Source organism: Pseudobacillus sp. FSL P4-0506 (assembly GCF_038003025.1).
Lineage (GTDB): Bacteria > Bacillota > Bacilli > Bacillales > Domibacillaceae > Pseudobacillus.
The window spans coordinates 1,327,490-1,345,535 of the sequence record NZ_JBBOOI010000001.1; the positions used below are offsets into that span (position 1 = coordinate 1,327,490).

Annotated in this window: 21 protein-coding genes; 11 read left to right on the forward strand and 10 right to left on the reverse strand. The window is 43.0% G+C overall.

Annotation, left to right across the window (positions count from 1 at the left end):
* The first annotated feature begins 1 nt into the window (after position 1).
* From fdhF to MKZ02_RS06430, 4 genes are read left to right on the forward strand one after another with little or no spacing between them, the layout of a single operon-like run.
* Positions 2 to 2,983 (forward strand): formate dehydrogenase subunit alpha, encoded by a 2,982-nt coding sequence (gene fdhF, locus MKZ02_RS06415; protein ID WP_340852544.1) that lies wholly within the window; start codon positions 2 to 4, stop codon positions 2,981 to 2,983.
* Entirely contained in the window at positions 2,958 to 3,455 is a 498-nt protein-coding gene (locus MKZ02_RS06420; protein ID WP_182917013.1) for a DUF1641 domain-containing protein, read from the forward strand. The genes fdhF and MKZ02_RS06420 overlap by 26 nt, the downstream gene beginning before the upstream one ends.
* Before the next feature lie 18 nt (positions 3,456 to 3,473).
* Positions 3,474 to 3,695: a heavy-metal-associated domain-containing protein gene (locus tag MKZ02_RS06425; RefSeq protein WP_120034428.1), complete on the forward strand. Its 222-nt coding sequence runs from the start codon at positions 3,474 to 3,476 to the stop codon at positions 3,693 to 3,695.
* Between the two features lie 47 nt (positions 3,696 to 3,742).
* Positions 3,743 to 3,883 carry a hypothetical protein gene (locus tag MKZ02_RS06430; protein WP_182917012.1) on the forward strand — a complete coding sequence of 47 codons (141 nt, stop codon included), beginning with the start codon at positions 3,743 to 3,745 and terminating at the stop codon, positions 3,881 to 3,883.
* A gap of 186 nt (positions 3,884 to 4,069) precedes the next feature.
* Here the strand turns inward: MKZ02_RS06430 and MKZ02_RS06435 are convergent, their stop codons facing one another.
* The gene (locus tag MKZ02_RS06435) at positions 4,070 to 4,852 is read right to left on the reverse strand and encodes a DUF7225 domain-containing protein (protein ID WP_340852549.1); all 783 of its coding nucleotides are present in this window, start codon (positions 4,850 to 4,852) and stop codon (positions 4,070 to 4,072) included.
* 177 nt (positions 4,853 to 5,029) lie between these two features.
* On the opposite strand from MKZ02_RS06435, the gene MKZ02_RS06440 reads away from it, so the two are divergent.
* Positions 5,030 to 5,773 carry an NADPH-dependent oxidoreductase gene (locus tag MKZ02_RS06440; RefSeq protein ID WP_120037907.1) on the forward strand — a complete coding sequence of 248 codons (744 nt, stop codon included), beginning with the start codon at positions 5,030 to 5,032 and terminating at the stop codon, positions 5,771 to 5,773.
* Positions 5,774 to 5,807: 34 nt separating this feature from the next.
* On the forward strand, positions 5,808 to 6,203 hold the full coding sequence (locus MKZ02_RS06445; RefSeq protein WP_340852550.1) for a secondary thiamine-phosphate synthase enzyme YjbQ: 396 nt from the start codon (positions 5,808 to 5,810) through the stop codon (positions 6,201 to 6,203).
* Between the two features lie 208 nt (positions 6,204 to 6,411).
* Here the strand turns inward: MKZ02_RS06445 and MKZ02_RS06450 are convergent, their stop codons facing one another.
* Positions 6,412 to 7,770 carry an IS1182 family transposase gene (locus tag MKZ02_RS06450; protein ID WP_340852552.1) on the reverse strand — a complete coding sequence of 453 codons (1,359 nt, stop codon included), beginning with the start codon at positions 7,768 to 7,770 and terminating at the stop codon, positions 6,412 to 6,414.
* Between the two features lie 733 nt (positions 7,771 to 8,503).
* On the opposite strand from MKZ02_RS06450, the gene MKZ02_RS06455 reads away from it, so the two are divergent.
* The 3 genes from MKZ02_RS06455 (at position 8,504) to MKZ02_RS06465 (ending at position 10,786) form a co-directional block, all read left to right on the forward strand.
* Positions 8,504 to 8,797, forward strand: a complete 294-nt coding sequence (locus tag MKZ02_RS06455) for an SAV0927 family protein (RefSeq protein WP_120034424.1) — start codon at positions 8,504 to 8,506, stop codon at positions 8,795 to 8,797.
* 330 nt (positions 8,798 to 9,127) lie between these two features.
* Positions 9,128 to 9,808: a type 1 glutamine amidotransferase domain-containing protein gene (locus tag MKZ02_RS06460; protein ID WP_120034421.1), complete on the forward strand. Its 681-nt coding sequence runs from the start codon at positions 9,128 to 9,130 to the stop codon at positions 9,806 to 9,808.
* Positions 9,809 to 9,853: 45 nt separating this feature from the next.
* A complete protein-coding gene (locus tag MKZ02_RS06465; RefSeq protein WP_340852557.1) occupies positions 9,854 to 10,786 on the forward strand; it encodes an NADP-dependent oxidoreductase in 933 nt (310 codons plus the stop codon).
* Positions 10,787 to 10,843: 57 nt separating this feature from the next.
* On the opposite strand, the gene MKZ02_RS06470 is transcribed toward MKZ02_RS06465, so the two are convergent.
* Genes MKZ02_RS06470 through MKZ02_RS06490 form a run of 5 tightly spaced genes read right to left on the reverse strand, consistent with a single transcriptional unit; the run spans position 10,844 to position 14,356 of the window.
* Entirely contained in the window at positions 10,844 to 11,191 is a 348-nt protein-coding gene (locus tag MKZ02_RS06470; RefSeq protein ID WP_259455602.1) for an antibiotic biosynthesis monooxygenase, read from the reverse strand.
* Positions 11,188 to 11,598 (reverse strand): ankyrin repeat domain-containing protein, encoded by a 411-nt coding sequence (locus tag MKZ02_RS06475; RefSeq protein WP_340852560.1) that lies wholly within the window; start codon positions 11,596 to 11,598, stop codon positions 11,188 to 11,190. Before MKZ02_RS06475 ends, MKZ02_RS06470 begins: the two co-directional genes overlap by 4 nt.
* Positions 11,595 to 12,380: an ABC transporter ATP-binding protein gene (locus MKZ02_RS06480; protein ID WP_340852562.1), complete on the reverse strand. Its 786-nt coding sequence runs from the start codon at positions 12,378 to 12,380 to the stop codon at positions 11,595 to 11,597. Before MKZ02_RS06480 ends, MKZ02_RS06475 begins: the two co-directional genes overlap by 4 nt.
* Positions 12,367 to 13,401: a FecCD family ABC transporter permease gene (locus tag MKZ02_RS06485; RefSeq protein WP_340852564.1), complete on the reverse strand. Its 1,035-nt coding sequence runs from the start codon at positions 13,399 to 13,401 to the stop codon at positions 12,367 to 12,369. Before MKZ02_RS06485 ends, MKZ02_RS06480 begins: the two co-directional genes overlap by 14 nt.
* Before the next feature lies 1 nt (position 13,402).
* Positions 13,403 to 14,356, reverse strand: a complete 954-nt coding sequence (locus MKZ02_RS06490; protein ID WP_340852567.1) for an ABC transporter substrate-binding protein — start codon at positions 14,354 to 14,356, stop codon at positions 13,403 to 13,405.
* A gap of 469 nt (positions 14,357 to 14,825) precedes the next feature.
* Here MKZ02_RS06490 and MKZ02_RS06495 point away from each other — a divergent pair, with 469 nt between their 5' ends.
* On the forward strand, positions 14,826 to 15,281 hold the full coding sequence (locus MKZ02_RS06495) for a GNAT family N-acetyltransferase (protein ID WP_120034409.1): 456 nt from the start codon (positions 14,826 to 14,828) through the stop codon (positions 15,279 to 15,281).
* Between the two features lie 140 nt (positions 15,282 to 15,421).
* Entirely contained in the window at positions 15,422 to 15,862 is a 441-nt protein-coding gene (locus tag MKZ02_RS06500; RefSeq protein ID WP_340852570.1) for a GNAT family N-acetyltransferase, read from the forward strand.
* 7 nt (positions 15,863 to 15,869) lie between these two features.
* On the opposite strand, the gene MKZ02_RS06505 is transcribed toward MKZ02_RS06500, so the two are convergent.
* From MKZ02_RS06505 to gltS, 3 genes are all read right to left on the reverse strand, one after another.
* Complete coding sequence (locus MKZ02_RS06505; protein WP_340852572.1) at positions 15,870 to 16,274, reverse strand: (deoxy)nucleoside triphosphate pyrophosphohydrolase; 405 nt, start codon at positions 16,272 to 16,274, stop codon at positions 15,870 to 15,872.
* A 180-nt stretch (positions 16,275 to 16,454) separates the two neighbouring features.
* A complete protein-coding gene (yhfH, locus tag MKZ02_RS06510) occupies positions 16,455 to 16,583 on the reverse strand; it encodes a protein YhfH (RefSeq protein WP_120034405.1) in 129 nt (42 codons plus the stop codon).
* 265 nt (positions 16,584 to 16,848) lie between these two features.
* Entirely contained in the window at positions 16,849 to 18,045 is a 1,197-nt protein-coding gene (gene gltS / locus MKZ02_RS06515) for a sodium/glutamate symporter (protein WP_120034403.1), read from the reverse strand.
* Position 18,046 lies beyond the last annotated feature (1 nt).

Below are 18,046 nucleotides of genomic sequence, written 5' to 3' on the forward strand. Positions count from 1 at the left end.
AATGGAAGAATCCGCATTCTCAATCCGGATAAATGACAAGGAATTCACGGCAAAGCCGGGACAGACTATCCTGCAGGCTGCTCAATCAGGGGGATTTTTCATCCCTAGTATCTGCTATCATCCAAATCTAGGAACAATTCAAACATGTGACACCTGTTTCGTCAATGTAGGAGGAGAAATGGTACGAGCCTGCTCTACAAAAGCGGAAGCAGGTATGCAGGTAGACACGCTGTCATCACCTGTACGGGAAGCCCAATACGAAGCGATGTCACGAATATTGAAAAACCATGAGCTTTATTGTACGGTTTGTGACAATAATAACGGCAATTGTACCGTTCACAATACGGCAGAGTATTTGGAGATTGAGCATCAAAAGTATGAATTCAAAGCTAAGCCGTATCCTCCTGATCATTCCCATCCTTTTTACCGATATGAGCCTGATCAGTGCATATTATGTGGAAGATGCGTGGAGGCTTGCCAAGACTTACAGGTGAACGAAACGTTAACAATCGATTGGAGCAGGGAAGCCCCTCGGGTCATCTGGGATAACGATGTTCCGATTGATGATTCTTCATGTGTATCATGCGGACATTGTGTTACTGTTTGTCCATGCAACGCCTTAATGGAGAAATCCATGCTCGGGGAAGCTGGCTATTTAACATCCATTCCTCCAAAAATTTTGGAGCCGATGATTGACTTAACGAAAGAAGTAGAACCTGGCTATAAAGAGATTTTTGCTATTTCAGAAGTAGAGGCAGCCATGAGAAAATCACGCATTAAGCGGACGAAAACGGTTTGTACATATTGTGGTGTTGGCTGCAGCTTTGAGATGTGGACAAAGGGCCGTGAAATTTTAAAAATTGAACCTACAGAGGAGGCACCTGTCAACGGCATTTCAACCTGCGTGAAAGGAAAATGGGGGTGGGATTTCGTGAACAGCGAGAAGCGGTTAACGACCCCTCTAATCCGCAAGGGAGATGAGTTTATAGAAGCAACATGGGAGGAAGCGCTAAACCTTGTTGCCAGCAAACTCACAGCTATTAAAGAACAGCATGGTCCACACTCTATCGGCTATATTGCCTCCTCTAAATGTACGAATGAAGAAAACTTCTTATTTCAAAAACTGGCACGCGCTGTGATGGGGACCAACAATGTAGATAATTGTTCACGGTATTGTCAGTCTCCAGCTACTGCGGGGCTTATGCGGACGGTTGGCATCGGCGGGGACTCAGGAACGATGAGAGACATTGAGCAATCAGAATTAGTCATCGTGATCGGAGCAAATGCAGCCGAGTCTCATCCAGTGCTTGCGACAAGGGTAAAAAGGGCGCATAAATTACATGGCCAAAAGCTGATCGTAGCTGATTTAAGAGAAAATGAGCTGGCACAACGAGCTAATCTTTTTCTGCATCCAAAGCCGAGCTCGGATCTGATTTGGATCTCTGCCGTGACCAAATATATATTGGATCAAGGTTGGGAGGATAAAGAGTTTTTAAACAAGCGAGTGAATGGATTAGATGAATATATCACTTCTTTAGAAAAATTCACATTGGATTATGCAGAGGAAGCAACCGGGCTCACGAAAGAACAGCTGATTGAGACAGCGACAATGATTCATGAAGCTAAATCAGTGTGTGCGCTGTGGGCGATGGGAATTACCCAGCATACAGGAGCGACTGATGCCAGTACAGCTATTGCTAATTTATTATTGATTACCGGGAATTTTGGTCGTCCCGGAACAGGAGCTTATCCGCTGAGAGGGCATAACAACGTACAGGGAGCTTGTGATTTTGGAACAATGCCAGCTTGGTTGCCTGGATACGAACCTGTCCAAGATCAAGAAGCCAGAGAGCGCTATGAAAAAGAATGGGGTGTGACTCTGCCGGCAGAACCAGGATTCAACAATCACCAAATGGTGGAAGGTATTCAGACGGGGCAAATCAAAGCGATGTACCTTTTCGGAGAAGAAATGGCGCTTGTCGATTCAAATTCAAACCATGTAGAAGCGCACTTTGAAAAGCTTGATTTCTTCGTTGTTCAGGACATTTTCTTCAGCAGAACGGCTCAGTATGCAGATGTGATCTTGCCAGCTGCTCCAAGTCCTGAAAAGGAAGGGACGTTCACGAACACAGAACGGAGAATTCAAAGGTTCTATCAGGTAATGGAACCGCTTGGAGATTCTAAACCGGACTGGATGATTTTTCAAGAGTTGGCCAACAGGCTGGGTGCCAATTGGGATTATAAACATCCGAGCGAGATCATGGATGAAGCAGCCCGGCTTGCACCTCTCTTTGCAGGGGTCAGCTATGATCGTCTGGAAGAGTGGAACAGTCTCATATGGCCGGTCGCTGCCGATGGAACAGATACGCCCCTTCTATACAAAGACCGTTTTGCGTTTCCGGACGGAAAGGCAAGGCTTTATCCAGTTGACTTCACACCGCCGTATGAAGCAGGGGAAGAATATGACTTGCATTTAAATAATGGCCGGTTGTTGGAGCATTTCCATGAAGGAAACATGACTTACCGGTCGGAGGGATTAACTCATAAAGTTCCACACCCGTGGCTTGAAATATCGCCAGAGCTTGCTAGCCAAAGGAGCATTGAAGATGGATCTTTGGTACGGTTGACTTCTCCTTATGGCCATGTGGAAGTAAGAACGATTGTCACGGAACGTGTAAGAGGCAACGAGCTGTATTTAACTATGAACACGACTGAGGAAATCGAAGCGGTAAACCGTTTAACGAGCAGCTATCATGACAAGATTACTCATACGCCAAACTATAAGGAAATGGGCGTCAAGATGGAAGTTCTTGAAGAAAAAGGTGAACCTCCACTTCCACCGGTGAATCACCGGTTTGGAAACCGTGTTCCTCAGATCAGCGTGAGAGTAGAGGAAAAATGGAAACGGCCGGATTTCATACCGATTGAAGAAATTATTGAAATAAGGGGGGATGAGTATGGCCAAGGCAGTCAGGCAAATTAGCAGAAACATTCCAAATCAGCAGGAAGAACAAACTGAGGCAGTAACAGCCATCATCAAAGAGCTAGCCGATAATCGGGAAGCGATCGTCAGCACCATCGCAATTTTAAAGAACCTTCATGAAATGGGAGTTTTGAACATCGTTAAAGGCTTGCTTGAGCAGCGCACGGATGTGGGGGCCATTGCTATCCAGCAGATGAATCAGCCAGCGATGTACAACATTATTAAAAATGGAATGAATACGGCCAAATTTTTAGGAGCTGTAAATCCAGAGCAGTTGGCGAATATTCTAGAAGGTGTAAATCAAGGGATGCAAAGGGTCTCAGAAAGTGTAGAAAGAAAAGAAGATCCAGGGATTTGGAAGCTAGGAAAGAGCATTCGTACTCCTGAAGCCCGGGCCTCGTTGGCAGTCATGACGGAATTTCTACAAGGAATGGGCCAGGCATTTCAGCAGGATAAAAGGGAGACTCATTAATAGAAGGAGGAGTTTGCCGTGCCAAAGGGAGTCATCAGGTTGAAAAATAAGCTGACCCAGCAGGAGGCAGAAAAAGCTTCACAAGCATTGGAATCCGTGTGGGGAGTGCGAAGAACAGAAGTAAACCCGGCCAGCGGAGAAGCCGTCTTCAGCTACAATGAAGAGGCGGCTTCTTATACGGACTTTCAACAAGCTCTACTGGATAGCGGGTTTGAAATAGAAGAAGATCAAAATCATTAAAAAAGTAACGGTAGAAAGCGTTTCTCTTGAGAAAAGGAGGAATAGAGATGAAAGTTTGCGAAGTGTGCGGAAGCGAGGAAGAAATGGAAATGAGCCAAAATGGAGAATGGCAATTGCAGGCGGGGTTACTGCACGTTTGTGAAAAATGCCGAACGGACCGTCAATTGCCCTCCTTCGATGAGGAATAACAAATAATCTGATGCTTGAAGGAACACCGTGCAAAGCGGACGAGCTGCAATCGTCTTTTGTCCGGTGTTTTTTGTTAAGTGGAAAAGGAATATGAAGCTATGAAAAAGAATCGATTAGTTGTATGTTAAAAAGGGCCTATATGGAATAAAAAGCTAGTCGATTCTATCTAAACAGCAGGATAGCCACTAACGAACAGATACCGTCTTTAATTTCTTTATGTCGATTTCATATTTATTTTCATATCTTCTCGCTACGTCAAGTATCCCTTCCTTTGGCCCGTAATAGATAACTTTAAATTCATCATGGATATATTGAACAACGAAGAAGTCATCAAATTCTGCAAATGTGTTCTGGTTAACGGTAATAAATCCGCTCGTTTGTGCAGTGGTTTTAACGCTGATTCTCCTTCCCTTACTTATGACATCAAAGCCGTGCTGGTTCGTTTGTCTGGCTAGACTTCCATTTGTGTGGATCGCGCAAAGGAATTCGCCAATCCTTCCGATTAGATGCCGGAGTTCTGTCGTTTTACAATTTAGTAAGCTCATTTCATACTTTAGCATTTGGTTGTACTCTTCATAAAGTTTGCTGATCTGCTCTTTGCCAATGGAGGGAATCTGACTTCGGTTACCAACGGGAAAGTCCTCTTTTTTTTCATAAAAGCTGCTTACTCCGTTTCTCCACTCTCCGATCACTATTTCTTCATCAGATCCTTTAGGTTTGTGAAAAATAAGGCCAGTATACGGATAATGTTCTCCTAAGTATTTATACGTATTTCTATTTATGTATAGAAATAAATGCTTATTAAAGGGGATTCCATTATTAAAGCGGTTATAACAGTAATCAGAAAGGATCACGCTGTCCGGATTCGTCCCAAAATGATTCATTAAAGCAGATTTCACATCTGAAGAGGTGATCAGTTCATTTAACTTACCTTGTAAGACAATCTTCATTTGTTCATAAATAGTCATTTTATGGCTGCTCTCCTTCTATTGTGCACTCAGCTATTCTATCGGCCAAATGTGGGTAAAGTGAATGCTAGCTGATGCATCTATCTGCTGTGGAGTGTGTTTTTTGAAATCTTCAGACCATTGCGTTACGATGAAAAAGAAGAAATGTAAAAGAGAATTATGAGGAGGAAACCATTGGTGAATGAAGTAATTCAAACATTATTATCCCATCGCTCGTTCCGGTCGTTTGAAAACAAACCGGTAGATGAGGAACAATTAGATCAAATTATTCAGGCCGTGCAGGCCGCTCCAAACTGGATTAACGGACAGCAGCTATCTATTATCGCGATCAAGGACACGGAGCGCAAGAAACGATTTGCCGAGCTGTGCGGCGGACAGAAACATGTGGAGGAAGCAGCCGTCTTTCTCATATTCTGTGCAGATTTTTATCGGACACATTTGGCAAGCGAGATGGAAGGTATGCCGATGGAGGCTATTGAAGATATTGATACATTAATTGTTGGAGTGACAGATGTCGGGATTGCTCTTGGAACGGCTGTGGCTGCAGCTGAATCCTTTGGGCTTGGTACGGTACCGATCGGAGGCATCCGCCGCCATTCTTTAGAGGTGGTAAAAGAGCTCGCTCTTCCGCCTTATGTGATCCCGATCACCGGTCTATGTATTGGTCATCCCGGAAAGGACACCGGACAAAAGCCGCGCTTGCCGAAAGAAGCAGTCTATCACGAGAATACTTATCAGCAAGAACAAAAGCCGTTGCTTGAAAAGTATAATGACGATTACGCTAATTATTTAGTTGAAAGAAGCGGAGCGCAGCGGGCGGGCACGTGGACAAAAACAGTGGCCTCTTTTTACCGCCAGCCTTATTATGAGGGCATTGCTGACATGCTGAAGCAGCAGAAATTTCCTGGAGGAAAAGAATAGAAGCTATCATTCAATTTTTTTAGGAGAGGAAGCCATGCTCAAAAAATTTACGTTAAACACGAACAGTCGTGATCAAATGATCGACGTGACTCAGGAAGTGAAGAATTTCATTAAGGAGCAAGGGATACAGGATGGGGCTGTTGTTGTGTATTGTCCCCATACAACAGCAGGCATAACGATCAATGAAAATGCAGATCCAGATGTAAAGCGGGATATGATTCGGCGCTTTGATGAAGTGTATCCGTGGGAGCACTCATTGGATCGGCATGCGGAGGGCAATACAGCGGCCCATATGAAATCTAGCACAGTCGGATCATCCCAGCATGTCATTGTTGCGGAAGGCCGTCTGCTTCTTGGAACGTGGCAGGGCATTTATTTTTGTGAGTTTGATGGGCCACGCACACGTAATTTTTACGTAAAAACTCTGTAGCTAGCAACTTGTAGAACGCTTAAGGATATTTTTTATCCATCCCGAGCCTTGGGTATGGAGATTACCAAAGAACGGAAGCTGTATAACACAGCTTCCGTTCAGTTTGTCGACAAAAGGGGTTCGGAATAGTCTTATTCCGAACCCCTTTTGATTTTTCGGTAGTTTTAAAGCCATTCGAGAGAAAGATAGACCTCTCCGAGGTCATCATTTAAGCCATTTCTGGTTCTCGCCAAGTCCAGCTGGCCATTTTCTTGAGATTCATGGCAGCGAAAGTAAGCATCGCTTGCATCGACAATTTTTTAAGTCCCCTTAACGTTGTCCAACGCATGCCATGCTTTTCTTTTGCATCTGCGAATACACGCTCAATCGTTTCTTTTCGCTCCGCATAAATCGCTTTAACTTCTTCGTGGTGGCGAAGATGGTCGGCCTCTTCCATATATTTCTGCCAAATATGGCGTGTCACCACTTTTTGATGATTTCTGCTTTCCGTGCATTTAGCTAAAAAAGGGCAGGAGGTACAAACCTGTTTGGGTGATCTGTATTCACGATAGCCTTCCTTATTCGTCGTTGAGTAATTCAATACTTCCCCTGCCGGACAAAGGTAACAGTCAAAATGTTCATCGTACACATAGTCATGCTTTCTGAAGAAGCCCTCTTTTGTGCGCGGCCGTGTATAAGGCAAAGCAGGTGTCATGCCGTTTTCCATTAAATAACTGGCAATGGCAGGTGTTTTGTAAGCTCCGTCTGCACCAACAGCTTTAGGTTTTCCTACCTTTTCTATCACTTTCTCCATTAACGGCTCTAAGATTTGGCTGTCATGTGTGTTGCCTGGTGTGACCATTGTGCCAATTACGAATCCCTTACGGTCTGCGGCCGCGTGAAAGGAATAGGCAAATTGTTTGGTTCGTTCGTCTTTAACGTAGTAGCCACTGTCCGGATCGGTTGTACTTTCCTTGATTTCTTTTGTTTCTTCTTTATCGAACTTATCTGGCGGGAACGGCTTTTTTCCATGATCCTCTCGGTCCTGATTAATCTCTTCTTGGAGGCGTTCCTGATACGCGCGTGTTTCTTTGCGAACCATTTTCTTTTCAAATTTACGCTTATTCGCGCTAGCTTTTACATGAGTGGAATCCACAAAAACGTGCTCCGCACTAATGAGCTTTTTCTCGGCAGCTATTTTTAAGATACGATAGAAGATCTGTTCAAACAGGTCGGTATCTTTAAAGCGACGCTCGTAGTTCTTACCGAAGGTAGAGAAATGCGGCACTTTATCATGGAATCCATAACCGAGAAACCAGCGGTAGGCCATATTCGTTTCCACTTCCTCGATCGTCTTGCGCATGGATCGAATGCCAAAGGCATATTGGATAAATGTTAGTTTAATTAAAATAATTGGATCAATGCTTGGGCGGCCCACTTCCGCATACAATCCTTCCACCAAGTCATAAATAAAAGAGAAATCCATCGCTGCCTCCATTTTACGGACCAGGTGATTCTCTGGTACAAGCTGGTCTAGAGCGATCATTTCTATTTGATTCCGTTGGATTGGATTGTTTTTCGAAAGCATCTTTCTCACCTCAAGTGTTTGATCTATTTATTTTAAAACAGGTATGGTTGTACGGCTACTCTAACTTTGTAACCCCTGTTGATTGAAATGGATGGCGCAAAGACTCCTGCGGGATCAGCGGGACAGGTGAGACCCCGCAGGCGCTTTCGCGGCGAGGAGGCTCACCGCCCGCCCCGCGGAAAGCGAAGCGCCTGGAATGGAAATCAACAGCCCCCATTCACAAGCAAAATAAAAAGGACTGTAGACAAACTCTAGAATTTCATTGAGTTTGTCTACAGTCTGAACGGAAGCTGTATAACACAGCTTCCGTTTTTTGTATGCATTTATCGGAAAAGTACAGGGATGGGAGGGATTCAGCCGGCATCGTGTCTCTGTGAGGAGAGAAGACAGACCGGGTGACGGTTAGGAGAAGTTTTTTAGATTGATACCAAGTAACAATAGTTGTTCATTCAATCGTTCTACCAAGAGAAAAGAGGGCTCCTTTATTCAAAATAGAGTTAAGAACCCAAAAATGAATAAAAGTTTGGTCGCCTTGTTCTCTTTCTTATTCCTGAACGGTTCATCCAGGCTATTTGCGCTGTGTTGTATCGGGGCTCTATTTTATTTCGATCGCATTTTAAAGGTGGCATGAATCTTGCTTTTCTATTATTAAAAGGAAAAAAGAGCGATTCTTGAGCTAAGGAATAGTATTTAATTCTTTAGGCCGCTAAATCGAGTGAAAGGATGGGGTAAAATGGATATAACTTTTTTGTTAGATGAGACTGAACTGCAATCCAATCGTTTCGTATGTTGTATTACGGATCACCATCGTTACGACTTAGCGATTATTGATACAAAGCAGTTTTTAGGTAACAGCATTGTTCTTTCTCTTCAAAACGGCCAAATGGTACTCATGTGTGAAGAGGACATTGAAAACAGCCCATACTGGGCCCAGAGGCTAGGGGTTGAAGAAGAAGACATAAAAGCCATCCAAGATTTTCTTTATACGGCGTTAGGAACATACGAACCAGCTAAGCCTTCTTATTAAATAGGAAGTCTGCTTTCTTATTGGTTTACTGAGATGTACTAGAAATGTAAGAGATAAATAACGGCCTTTTCTTGATCATTAATCAGGGAAAGGCCGTTAAATTTTTCCTCGAATGTGGAACAGCAATGAAATGAATCGACCTGCTTGAGAAAGCAGCAAGCTCTTGGATACAAGAAATGTAGAGAATATCTTGTCAAGCTTGGTGCAAACTAGAAATAGTTTTGCCCAATCCTTGAAAGGGTACTTTTCAATAGCTGGTGGAAACCGGGTGAATGATGACGATCCGTGCAGGGTTGACTTGTTTTAAATGTAAATAAAGGAGAGATGGAAATGGGAAAAGTATTAGCAGTTTTGTCTAGCGGATATAAAGATGAAAAAAATAATTACGAAACAGGCTGGTGGGGGGAAGAATTATTTGCTCCATTGCAGATTTTAGAAAACGCTGGCCATCACGTAGACCTTGCTTCTCCATTAGGTGGTAAGCCAACTGTTGATCTGGCAAGCCTTTCTCCGGAGTATGATCCCGAAGGAACGTATAAAGCCCTGTATGAATCTGGAAGAGCAGATGATACAAAAAAGCTCTCAGATGTACAGGCGAATGACTATGATGTCATTTTGATTGTTGGCGGGCATGGAGCGATGTATGACTTGGCAAAAAATGAAGATTTACACCGTATTATTAATCAAGTGTATGATCAGGGCGGCATTGTTGCTGCAGAGTGTCATGGCCCGGCTCCGCTTATTTGGACATTGCGTCCTAATGGAAAAAGTATTATTGCCGGCAAGAGAGTAACGGGATACCCGGATGAAATTGAACCGGAAGGCTTGTTGGATATTTTGCCGTTTAGTCTGGAGCAGGAACTCACTCACATTGCTTCATATGATAAAGGGAATTTAAGCGAAAAAGCGCATGCTGTCTGGGCGAGTGAGCAAATTGTTACGAGCCGTGATCCATTCTCTTCTGAACGAATGGGAGAAGAGCTAGTTAAAGCGCTTGAAAAAAGAAAATAAAGGCCAGTGTAAGAAAAATGATATTGGAAAAGAGGGTGAGCGACTGTGAAGGCAATTGTCATTGAGCAATATGGCGGCAGCGAGCAATTAAAGGAAATGAACATCCAAAAGCCGAGCGCCAGGAAGAATGAGGTCATTGTGAAGCTCCATGCAACTTCGATTAACCCGATTGACTGGAAGCTCCGGGAAGGCTATCTACAAACAATGATGCCATTTGAATTCCCGATTATTTTAGGATGGGATGCTTCAGGCATAATCGAAGAAGTTGGTGAAAACGTTGAAGGGTTCAAAGCGGGTGACAGAGTGTTTGCACGTCCAGAAACAACGAATAGAGGAACATATGCAGAATACACTGCGGTCGATTCACACTTGCTTGCCAAGATTCCGGATAATATTAGCTTTGAAGAAGCAGCCTGTGTGCCTCTTGCTGGACTGACCGCATGGCAATGTTTGTTCGATTTTGGAGAAGTGAAAGCGGGAGATAAAGTGCTTATTCACGCAGGGGCCGGCGGAGTCGGAACCTTTGCTATTCAGCTGGCTAAACATGCTGGTGCCTATGTCGCTGCGACAGCGAGTACCCACAACGTTGAATTACTGCAATCTCTTGGAGCCGATCAGGTGATTGATTATAAGAAACAAGATTTCGAAACAGCCCTTGCCGATTTCGATTTTGTGCTCGATTCATTGGGAGGAGAAAATCAAGAAAAGAGCTTTACAGTTTTGAGAGAGGGAGGCAGAATGGCGTCTATCGTTTCTGAACCGGATCAAGAAAAAGCAGCGCTTAGGAATATTAAAGCGAAGAACATTTGGCTCGTTCCAAATGGAGAGCAGCTGGCAAAAATGGCCGATCTTTTAGCGCAAGGTAAATTAAAGGTCATAATCGGACACCGGTTTCCGCTGACGGCTGAAGGGATAAAAGAAGCCCATGCCTTAAGTGAAACCCACCATGCAAAGGGAAAAATCGTGATTGAAATGTAAGCGGACTGTTTCATATCAAGAAAAAGGCGAGCAGATAAAAGGCTCGCCTTTGATTTTTTATAAGCTTTGGCTCGCTTCTGCAGCCGGCTTATGCTGGTAGATGACTTCAAAGGTTATTAGGTGGGAGCCAATGATTGGACTATCCTCAGGATTTTGCTCGCGGCTTTGCTGATGGGCATTCTTTGCTCCTCTTCCTTCTACCCAGTTATCAAAGAATTGACGGTCTTCCCATGTAGTGCAGATCTTTAACTCATCATAATCGGACAAGCTTTCTGTTTTTAGTACTTCCATCAATACAAATCCCTCAAATGTATGAACAGCTTTCGGCCTGGCGAAACGGGATAAAACCTCTTCTGCTCTTCCTTTTTTGATTTTAATCGTATTCACAGCTTTCATCATTCTCATAGAACTGCCTCCTCAGACAATAATTTATCTATATATTCATACACAGGAAAAGCCGGCTCTCCGCCCATCTTTGCATGGCGGAGTAGTGGAATGCCGTGTGCCCCTTTAGCATGAAGCAAAGAGGGGCAAGCACTAAGCATGGCCTGAATGATAGGCAGCTCGCCAAGCATAGCGGCGGCAAAAATGTCCATTCGCGCTCCTCGGTCAAGAAGAAATTGGGCAATATCTCTTCTGCCTGTGTGTGCTGCTGCGCCGAGCGCACTTTCCCAATCATCGCCTCCCCAGTTGATAGAGGAGTGAAGAAGTGCAGGTTCGGCTGCTAACAGCTTCTTTACCTCATCGAAATTCCCATGGGCCGCCACAATAAATTCTCTCACTGAATCCTGATTAAGAGGTTCTCTTTTCATGCATACTCTTCCTTTCTTAATTTAATCGGAGTAAAAAAGGCTTTGCCATTTTCCTGATATATATGGGCATCAATTTCAAAGATCGAGCGGAACATTTCCTTGCATAATACGCATTGGGGAAGGCCTTCATATTCGATTTTGCCATTTTTTAAAACAATTAGCCGATCGCTGTAGCGCGCTGCCTGATTGATATCATGCAGCACCATGACCACAGTCATATTAAATTGATCATTAAGCTCTTTCACCAGTTCCATGACTTCCAGCTGGTGAGAGATATCAAGGAAAGTAGTGGGCTCATCTAACAACAAAACATCTGGACGCTGGGCAATCGCCATCGCAATCCAAGCTCTTTGTCGCTCGCCGCCGGAAAGTGTCTGCAGCATACGGTTTTGTAGAGGGCCAAGTTGTGTAACATCAAGGGCCCATTGAATAATATGCTTGTCCTCTTCTTTCAGTTTGCTGTAAGCTCCCCGATAGGGATATCGACCAAATTCAACGAGTTCTCCTACGGTTAAATCTAGTTGATGATCCTGCATTTGCGGAAGCATGGCTAGTTTTTTGGCTACCTCCATGCTTTTCATTGACCGGATGTTTTTACCGTCAAGGATCACTTCACCGCTTTTGGGAGAAATAAGCCGGGAAATGATGCGCAGAAGTGTAGATTTCCCTGAACCGTTTGGGCCGATTAAGCTGACAATTTCACCTTTTTCAATATGAATATCTGTATCTTTCAATTGAAAGGGAGAAGCATGCTCGAATGACAGATCTTTAGTGAGAAGCAAATGAATCCCTCCGTCTTTGAATCATATATAAGAAAAATGGCCCGCCTAGAAAGGCAAGTAAAATGCCGACAGGTAGCTCAATCGGATTAAAAGCACTCCGGGCCACTGTATCAGCGACAACAACAAGCAGACCGCCGCCAAGTGCTGAGGCAGGGAGTAAGTACCGATAATCACCGCCGATAGTGGTTCTTAGTATATGAGGGACGACCAATCCGACAAAACCGATGAGCCCTGATACGCTGACAGCAATACCAGCAAGGAGCGTGCTAAGCACAATCAGCAGAAACCGGCTCCATTCTACATTGTGTCCAAGCAGTTTGGCCACTTCATCGCCAAGCCGCAAAATACGAATATGCTTAATTGAAAACAGAGATAAAATCAGAGCGGCAGCTGTATAATAAACAATCATGTTGAACTGTACCCAGCCGGTTCCGCCAATTCCCCCGGCAAGCCAGGGAAGAACAGATTGCACCCGATCGCTATACAGGATCATGAGCGCGCTCATGATGGCGCCAAGAATAGCGTTAATAGCAACACCGACCAAAATGATCCGGACAGGGGACGTGCCGCCTTTCCACGACAAAATGTAAATAACGAGTGCTGTAATAAGGGCTCCGAGAAAAGCGGCGAGTGGCAGAAACATAAGATAAGCCGGGAAAATAATCATAGTAGTTACTGCAGCTAAGCCAGCCCCTGATGAAACTCCAATAATTCCCGGATCAGCGAGCGGATTCTTCATCACTCCCTGCAAAATGGCTCCCGAGGCGGAGAGACACATGCCAACCATCATGCCAACAAGCATCCGCGGAAGTCGAAGCTCCCATACAATCCTTCTTTCAAGCGTGTCAGCTGTATGAAAAATGCCATTCCAGATGTCACTAACTGAAAAAGAAACCGTTCCAATCATCAAGCTTGATAAACAAGATAGACACAGCAATAAGCCAAGAGTCCAGATGAACCAGGTTCTTTTCTTGGAGAATGGGTGGGCCTTTGCAAATTCTTTTACTTCTATGGCTTCCACTTTATTTCACCTTTTCGAGACTTTCCTTCATTACTTCCAACGCTTCGGTTACTTTTGTTCCAGGGTTAGTGCCAAATAAGTGAGAAGGCAGAACAACAACATTGCCGTTTTTCACTGCATCAAGGTTTTTCCAGGCAGCACTTTTCATCATTTCTTTTTCAAACGCTGATTTGACTGCTTCAGGATCGCCATGGGTAATGAGCATAACAGCCTGTGGGTTTCTTTCGATGATCTTTTCTACACTTAAGCTGGCATACTGAGGGAACTTTTCCTCCTTTGGAAAGTCAGAGGCGATGTTTTTTCCGCCGGCTTTTTCTAGTAAATCTCCAGAAAGGGAGTTTGGCAAGGCAGCGAGATAGGTGCCAGGAGCTCCATACACTAGGAGCGTATCGACCGGGTTGCTTTGACTTTTTTCCACACTTTCTTTCTTTTCGTCAATAACTTTATTCAACTCTTTCGCTTCAGCTTCTTTTTGCAATAGCTTTCCGTACATCGTAATGGTTTCTTGAATGTCTTTTACCGAGTTGGCTTGTGTGTAAAGAACCTTTGTTCCTTGCTGTTCAATATTTGCTGCCTGTTGTTTGAAACTTACAGGAGCGGCTAAAACAGCGGGATGGACTTCACTAATTTTTTCAAAATTCGGCTGGTGTAAATTACCAATTTCAGGAATGTTTTTCATTTCTTTAACTACATGTCCATTGGCTGTCGGCCGTCCCGTTACATTCGCGCCTAAAGCTAACAAAATATCTAAATCTCCTGAACTCAGGGTAGCGACAGACTCGGGAGCGGAATCAAATGTAATCGTCTGTCCAGAGTCATCCGTTATTTCGATTCCAGCTGATTCTTTCGCTTGTGCTTCGCTATCCTTTCCAGCTGATTGCTGTTCACTGGCACTGCAGGCAGCTAACATAAACAGCAAGGTCAAGCCAGTAAAAAATAGAAATGCTTTTCTCATTATGCAATCCTCCTAAATAAAAATGATAATCATTATCATTAGTTTTAATAATATTGATAATGATTATCAATGTCAATGATGTTTTGGAAAATAAAACTAATTTTTCGTCTATCTGGGAGGTTAAAATAGGAAAAATATCTTGCTGAAAGGGACGGAATACAGCAAGATTTGACCGTTATTCATTGAAGAGAGGCGGCAAAAGATCGGTTTCTGCAGCTTTAGGATAGCTAAGTATTCAGATATAATCTTGATCTTCAAAGGTGTCTGATTTTCCGAGTGGTAAAGTCAAAAAGTTTTTCCTCTAATTTCAAAACACTGTATCTTTTTCTTCATTTATGAGTGCTTCAACTGCCTGGCTAACATAAGAAATACAAAAAATAACGTCTTCCATATAAGAGGAATTCTATCCTTGACGGCATACAACTTGCATAAAGTACAATGACATTTCATAAATTGGGGGGAAGGAAATATGGAACATATAAGCATTCGACCTGTTGTTGAAAGTGACATACCACAGCTGATGGATTTGATGTATGAATACATCGTCGATTTTTATAACTGTGATCGTCCGGATGAAGGCTCACTTGAAAAATTAATTGTACATTTAATTGCCAATCCTTATGAGGGCATTCAATTTGTGGCAGAAAAAAGTCCTCGCCAAATCGTCGGGTTTTCTACGCTATACTTCACTTTTAACACACTGGAAGTAAAGCGTATGGCTATCCTCTACGATTTATATGTAACATCGGCCGCAAGGGGACAACAAATTGGCGAAAAGCTGCTTCAGCATAGCATTGATTATATAAGAGAAAATAATTATTCCCATATGATTTGGGAAACAGCACACGATAACCTGGCGGCTCAGGCCTTGTATGATAAGGTAGGAGCGGATAAGGCTGTGTGGCTGAACTATGAAATCAAATAACAGAACAAAATGATTATGCAAGCATGAATAATCTATTTAAAATAAATTAGAAATAGAAAGAAAAATGCGAAAAATTTTTTTGTTTTCCGCAAAGATGATATATTCTGTAATTATAAAGAAACTGGAATGGGGGAAGCGAGATGGAGATTTATCAGGCAACACAAGAGGATATCAATGGAGTGGCTAATCTGTTTAACTCATACAGAGTTTTTTACAAACAGGCCTCAAACATACAGGCAGCAGAGGACTTCGTACGCGAACGAATGGAAAAGAAGGAATCTGTTATTTTTACAGCAGTTGAAAATGGCGAGTATATTGGATTCACTCAATTGTATCCCGCTTTTTCGTCTGTTTCAATGAAGCGGATCTGGATTTTAAATGATCTATTCGTAACAGCGGAAAGTAGAAATAAAGGTGCAGGGAGACAGCTGTTACACGCTGCCAAACAATTTGCAAAAGAAACAGATGCGAAAGGATTGAAGCTACAAACAGCAGTAGACAATATCTCCGCACAACATTTATATGAATCAGATGGATGGATAAAGGATGAGCAGTTTTTCTATTACGAGCTAAACGTCTAATAAGATCTTAAACGCTCAGTTCGTCTGTCAGAAGCTTATCCACTGTCGGAATATCAGCGGGTGCCCATTTTAACGAGCGTAGCTCTTGAAGGGGCACCCATTTGATTTGTGCATGTTCTTTTGCTTTTGGAGCTCCTTCTACGATGGTTGCTCGATAGGTAAGCAAGTTCACAATAACATGAGGATACTCATGAGACACATCTTCGATCAATTCATGAACTTGTACTAGGCAGCCTAGTTCCTCCTGAATTTCTCTCACGAGTGATTCCTCAGGAGTTTCTCCCTTTTCAACTTTTCCTCCTGCAAATTCCCATAAATTCGGTAAAGGCATGATCGGTGAGCGTAAAGCGCATAATACACAATCATGTTCATCAATACAGACAGCAGCGACGACTTTGATCGTTTTTCTCATTAGAGCCCCCTTAGCAGATCCAACTTTTAATAATGGCTGATAAGTATATTTGATATTCTGCCGACAGATTGATTTGTTATGCGTTAGCAGTCAACCATTCCAAACAGTTTTTATATAAGGTTATAAAAGAATCCGCTCTGTTGTTCTTCATAACAGGCGGATTCATACAAAATGAACGGCTTATTCTTCTATCTTACTTAGACAATATTCACATTCATTATGATAAGACTCATGTTGTTCAATGATTTGTGCTCCGCACTGGCAGCATTCTTTTCCTGGAATATTGCGATAAAATTCTAATGGCATCATAATGACGACCTCCTATTTTTTAATTATTCTGACTTATTTATCTTTGAAACCATTGTATTATAACAGATTTTAAAAGTCAACATCTGTTATACAATTGTTTCGCTTTTTTTACAAGTAGCTTTACTAAAAAGAAATGTTGTTTTTTCAATCTGGATTATAGCGAAAAACGTCCGTCTGCAGTGAAAATCAACAAACAAATATAACAGGGCCTTACGAATAAAAAACTGTTGCTAAAGCCTACTATTCTAGACTTTAGCAACAGTTTCTAGCTAAACATATTTATGGTTGTAATAATAATTGGCATGGCAAATACATCAATTAAGAAGGCGCCAACAATCGGAACAATCAAGAAAGCTTTTTGAGAAGGGCCAAATTTGTTTACAACAGCGCTCATATTAGCGATGGCATTAGGGGTGGCCCCGAGACCGTGCCCCGTAAATCCGGCGACCATAACAGCTGCATCATAATCCTTGCCCAGTAGCTTGAAGAGAACGAAGATGCCAAACAGTGCGATGAATAATACTTGAATAAGTACAATAATGATCAGAGGAAGAGCAAGGTCGGCGATCTCCCACAGCTTGATGCTCATTAGGGCCATGGACAAAAAGACACCCAGTGTAATGTCGCCAATGAGCGAGATGCTTTTCATTTGGATAATGCCTTTATCGAATTGATCAAGAATATTACGTACAATAACAGCAACAAACATCGCACTTACGTAATCAGGTAGAGAAAAATCGGTGAGGCTTGTGAATAAATTCCCGAGATAGGACCCTAAAGCCATACATAACGTAATGATGAATACCTGCATCATAAACGATTGGGATGTGACAGGTGATTCTGCTGCTTCCTCCAAGCCGGTTGATGTTGGATTCAGCTCTGTTTCGGAAGGCTTTAAATGATATTTACTTACTAAATATTTAACAATTGGTCCGCCGACTAAGCCGCCAGCAACCAGTCCCAGGGTAGCAGCGGCAAGGCCAACGGATAAAGCAGAGTCGATGCCCGACTTTTCAATGGTTGTGCCGAATGCTGTGGCGGCCCCATGGCCACCTTCCATTGATACAGAGCCGACCATGACACCAATGAGCGGATGGATATCGAGTAATTTCGCGAAGGAGACACCGATCACATTCTGCATAAGTGCTAAAAAGCCGCATGACAGCCAGTAGATAATGAGTAATTTTCCACCGAGCTTAATTAAAGCGAAACTCGCTCCCAAGCCTACAGTTGTAAAGAAAGTCAGCATGAAAAGTCCTTGAAGGGAAGTATCTAAATTAATGCTTAAAAGATTGGTGCTTTTTAATACGGTTGCAATGATGGCAAATAAAAGCCCGCCGACTACCGGGGCAGGAATACAAAACCTATCCAGGAATGTAAGTTTTTTATTTAAAAATGTTCCAATCATAAAGACAGCGACCGCTAAGAAGATCGTAGTTACCTGGTTGATTTCGACTGTCATA

Coding starts and splice junctions, on each gene's coding strand:
- MKZ02_RS06495 (WP_120034409.1), top strand. CDS start 14,826: ATGGAACATATAAGCATTCGACCTGTTGTTGAAAGTGACATACCACAG.
- MKZ02_RS06450 (WP_340852552.1), bottom strand. CDS start 7,770: ATGCTTTCGAAAAACAATCCAATCCAACGGAATCAAATAGAAATGATC.
- MKZ02_RS06455 (WP_120034424.1), top strand. CDS start 8,504: ATGGATATAACTTTTTTGTTAGATGAGACTGAACTGCAATCCAATCGT.
- MKZ02_RS06460 (WP_120034421.1), top strand. CDS start 9,128: ATGGGAAAAGTATTAGCAGTTTTGTCTAGCGGATATAAAGATGAAAAA.
- gltS (WP_120034403.1), bottom strand. CDS start 18,045: ATGACAGTCGAAATCAACCAGGTAACTACGATCTTCTTAGCGGTCGCT.
- MKZ02_RS06445 (WP_340852550.1), top strand. CDS start 5,808: ATGCTCAAAAAATTTACGTTAAACACGAACAGTCGTGATCAAATGATC.
- MKZ02_RS06420 (WP_182917013.1), top strand. CDS start 2,958: ATGGCCAAGGCAGTCAGGCAAATTAGCAGAAACATTCCAAATCAGCAG.
- yhfH (WP_120034405.1), bottom strand. CDS start 16,583: ATGATGCCATTAGAATTTTATCGCAATATTCCAGGAAAAGAATGCTGC.
- MKZ02_RS06430 (WP_182917012.1), top strand. CDS start 3,743: ATGAAAGTTTGCGAAGTGTGCGGAAGCGAGGAAGAAATGGAAATGAGC.
- fdhF (WP_340852544.1), top strand. CDS start 2: ATGGAAGAATCCGCATTCTCAATCCGGATAAATGACAAGGAATTCACG.
- MKZ02_RS06435 (WP_340852549.1), bottom strand. CDS start 4,852: ATGACTATTTATGAACAAATGAAGATTGTCTTACAAGGTAAGTTAAAT.
- MKZ02_RS06505 (WP_340852572.1), bottom strand. CDS start 16,274: ATGAGAAAAACGATCAAAGTCGTCGCTGCTGTCTGTATTGATGAACAT.
- MKZ02_RS06490 (WP_340852567.1), bottom strand. CDS start 14,356: ATGAGAAAAGCATTTCTATTTTTTACTGGCTTGACCTTGCTGTTTATG.
- MKZ02_RS06470 (WP_259455602.1), bottom strand. CDS start 11,191: ATGAGAATGATGAAAGCTGTGAATACGATTAAAATCAAAAAAGGAAGA.
- MKZ02_RS06475 (WP_340852560.1), bottom strand. CDS start 11,598: ATGAAAAGAGAACCTCTTAATCAGGATTCAGTGAGAGAATTTATTGTG.
- MKZ02_RS06500 (WP_340852570.1), top strand. CDS start 15,422: ATGGAGATTTATCAGGCAACACAAGAGGATATCAATGGAGTGGCTAAT.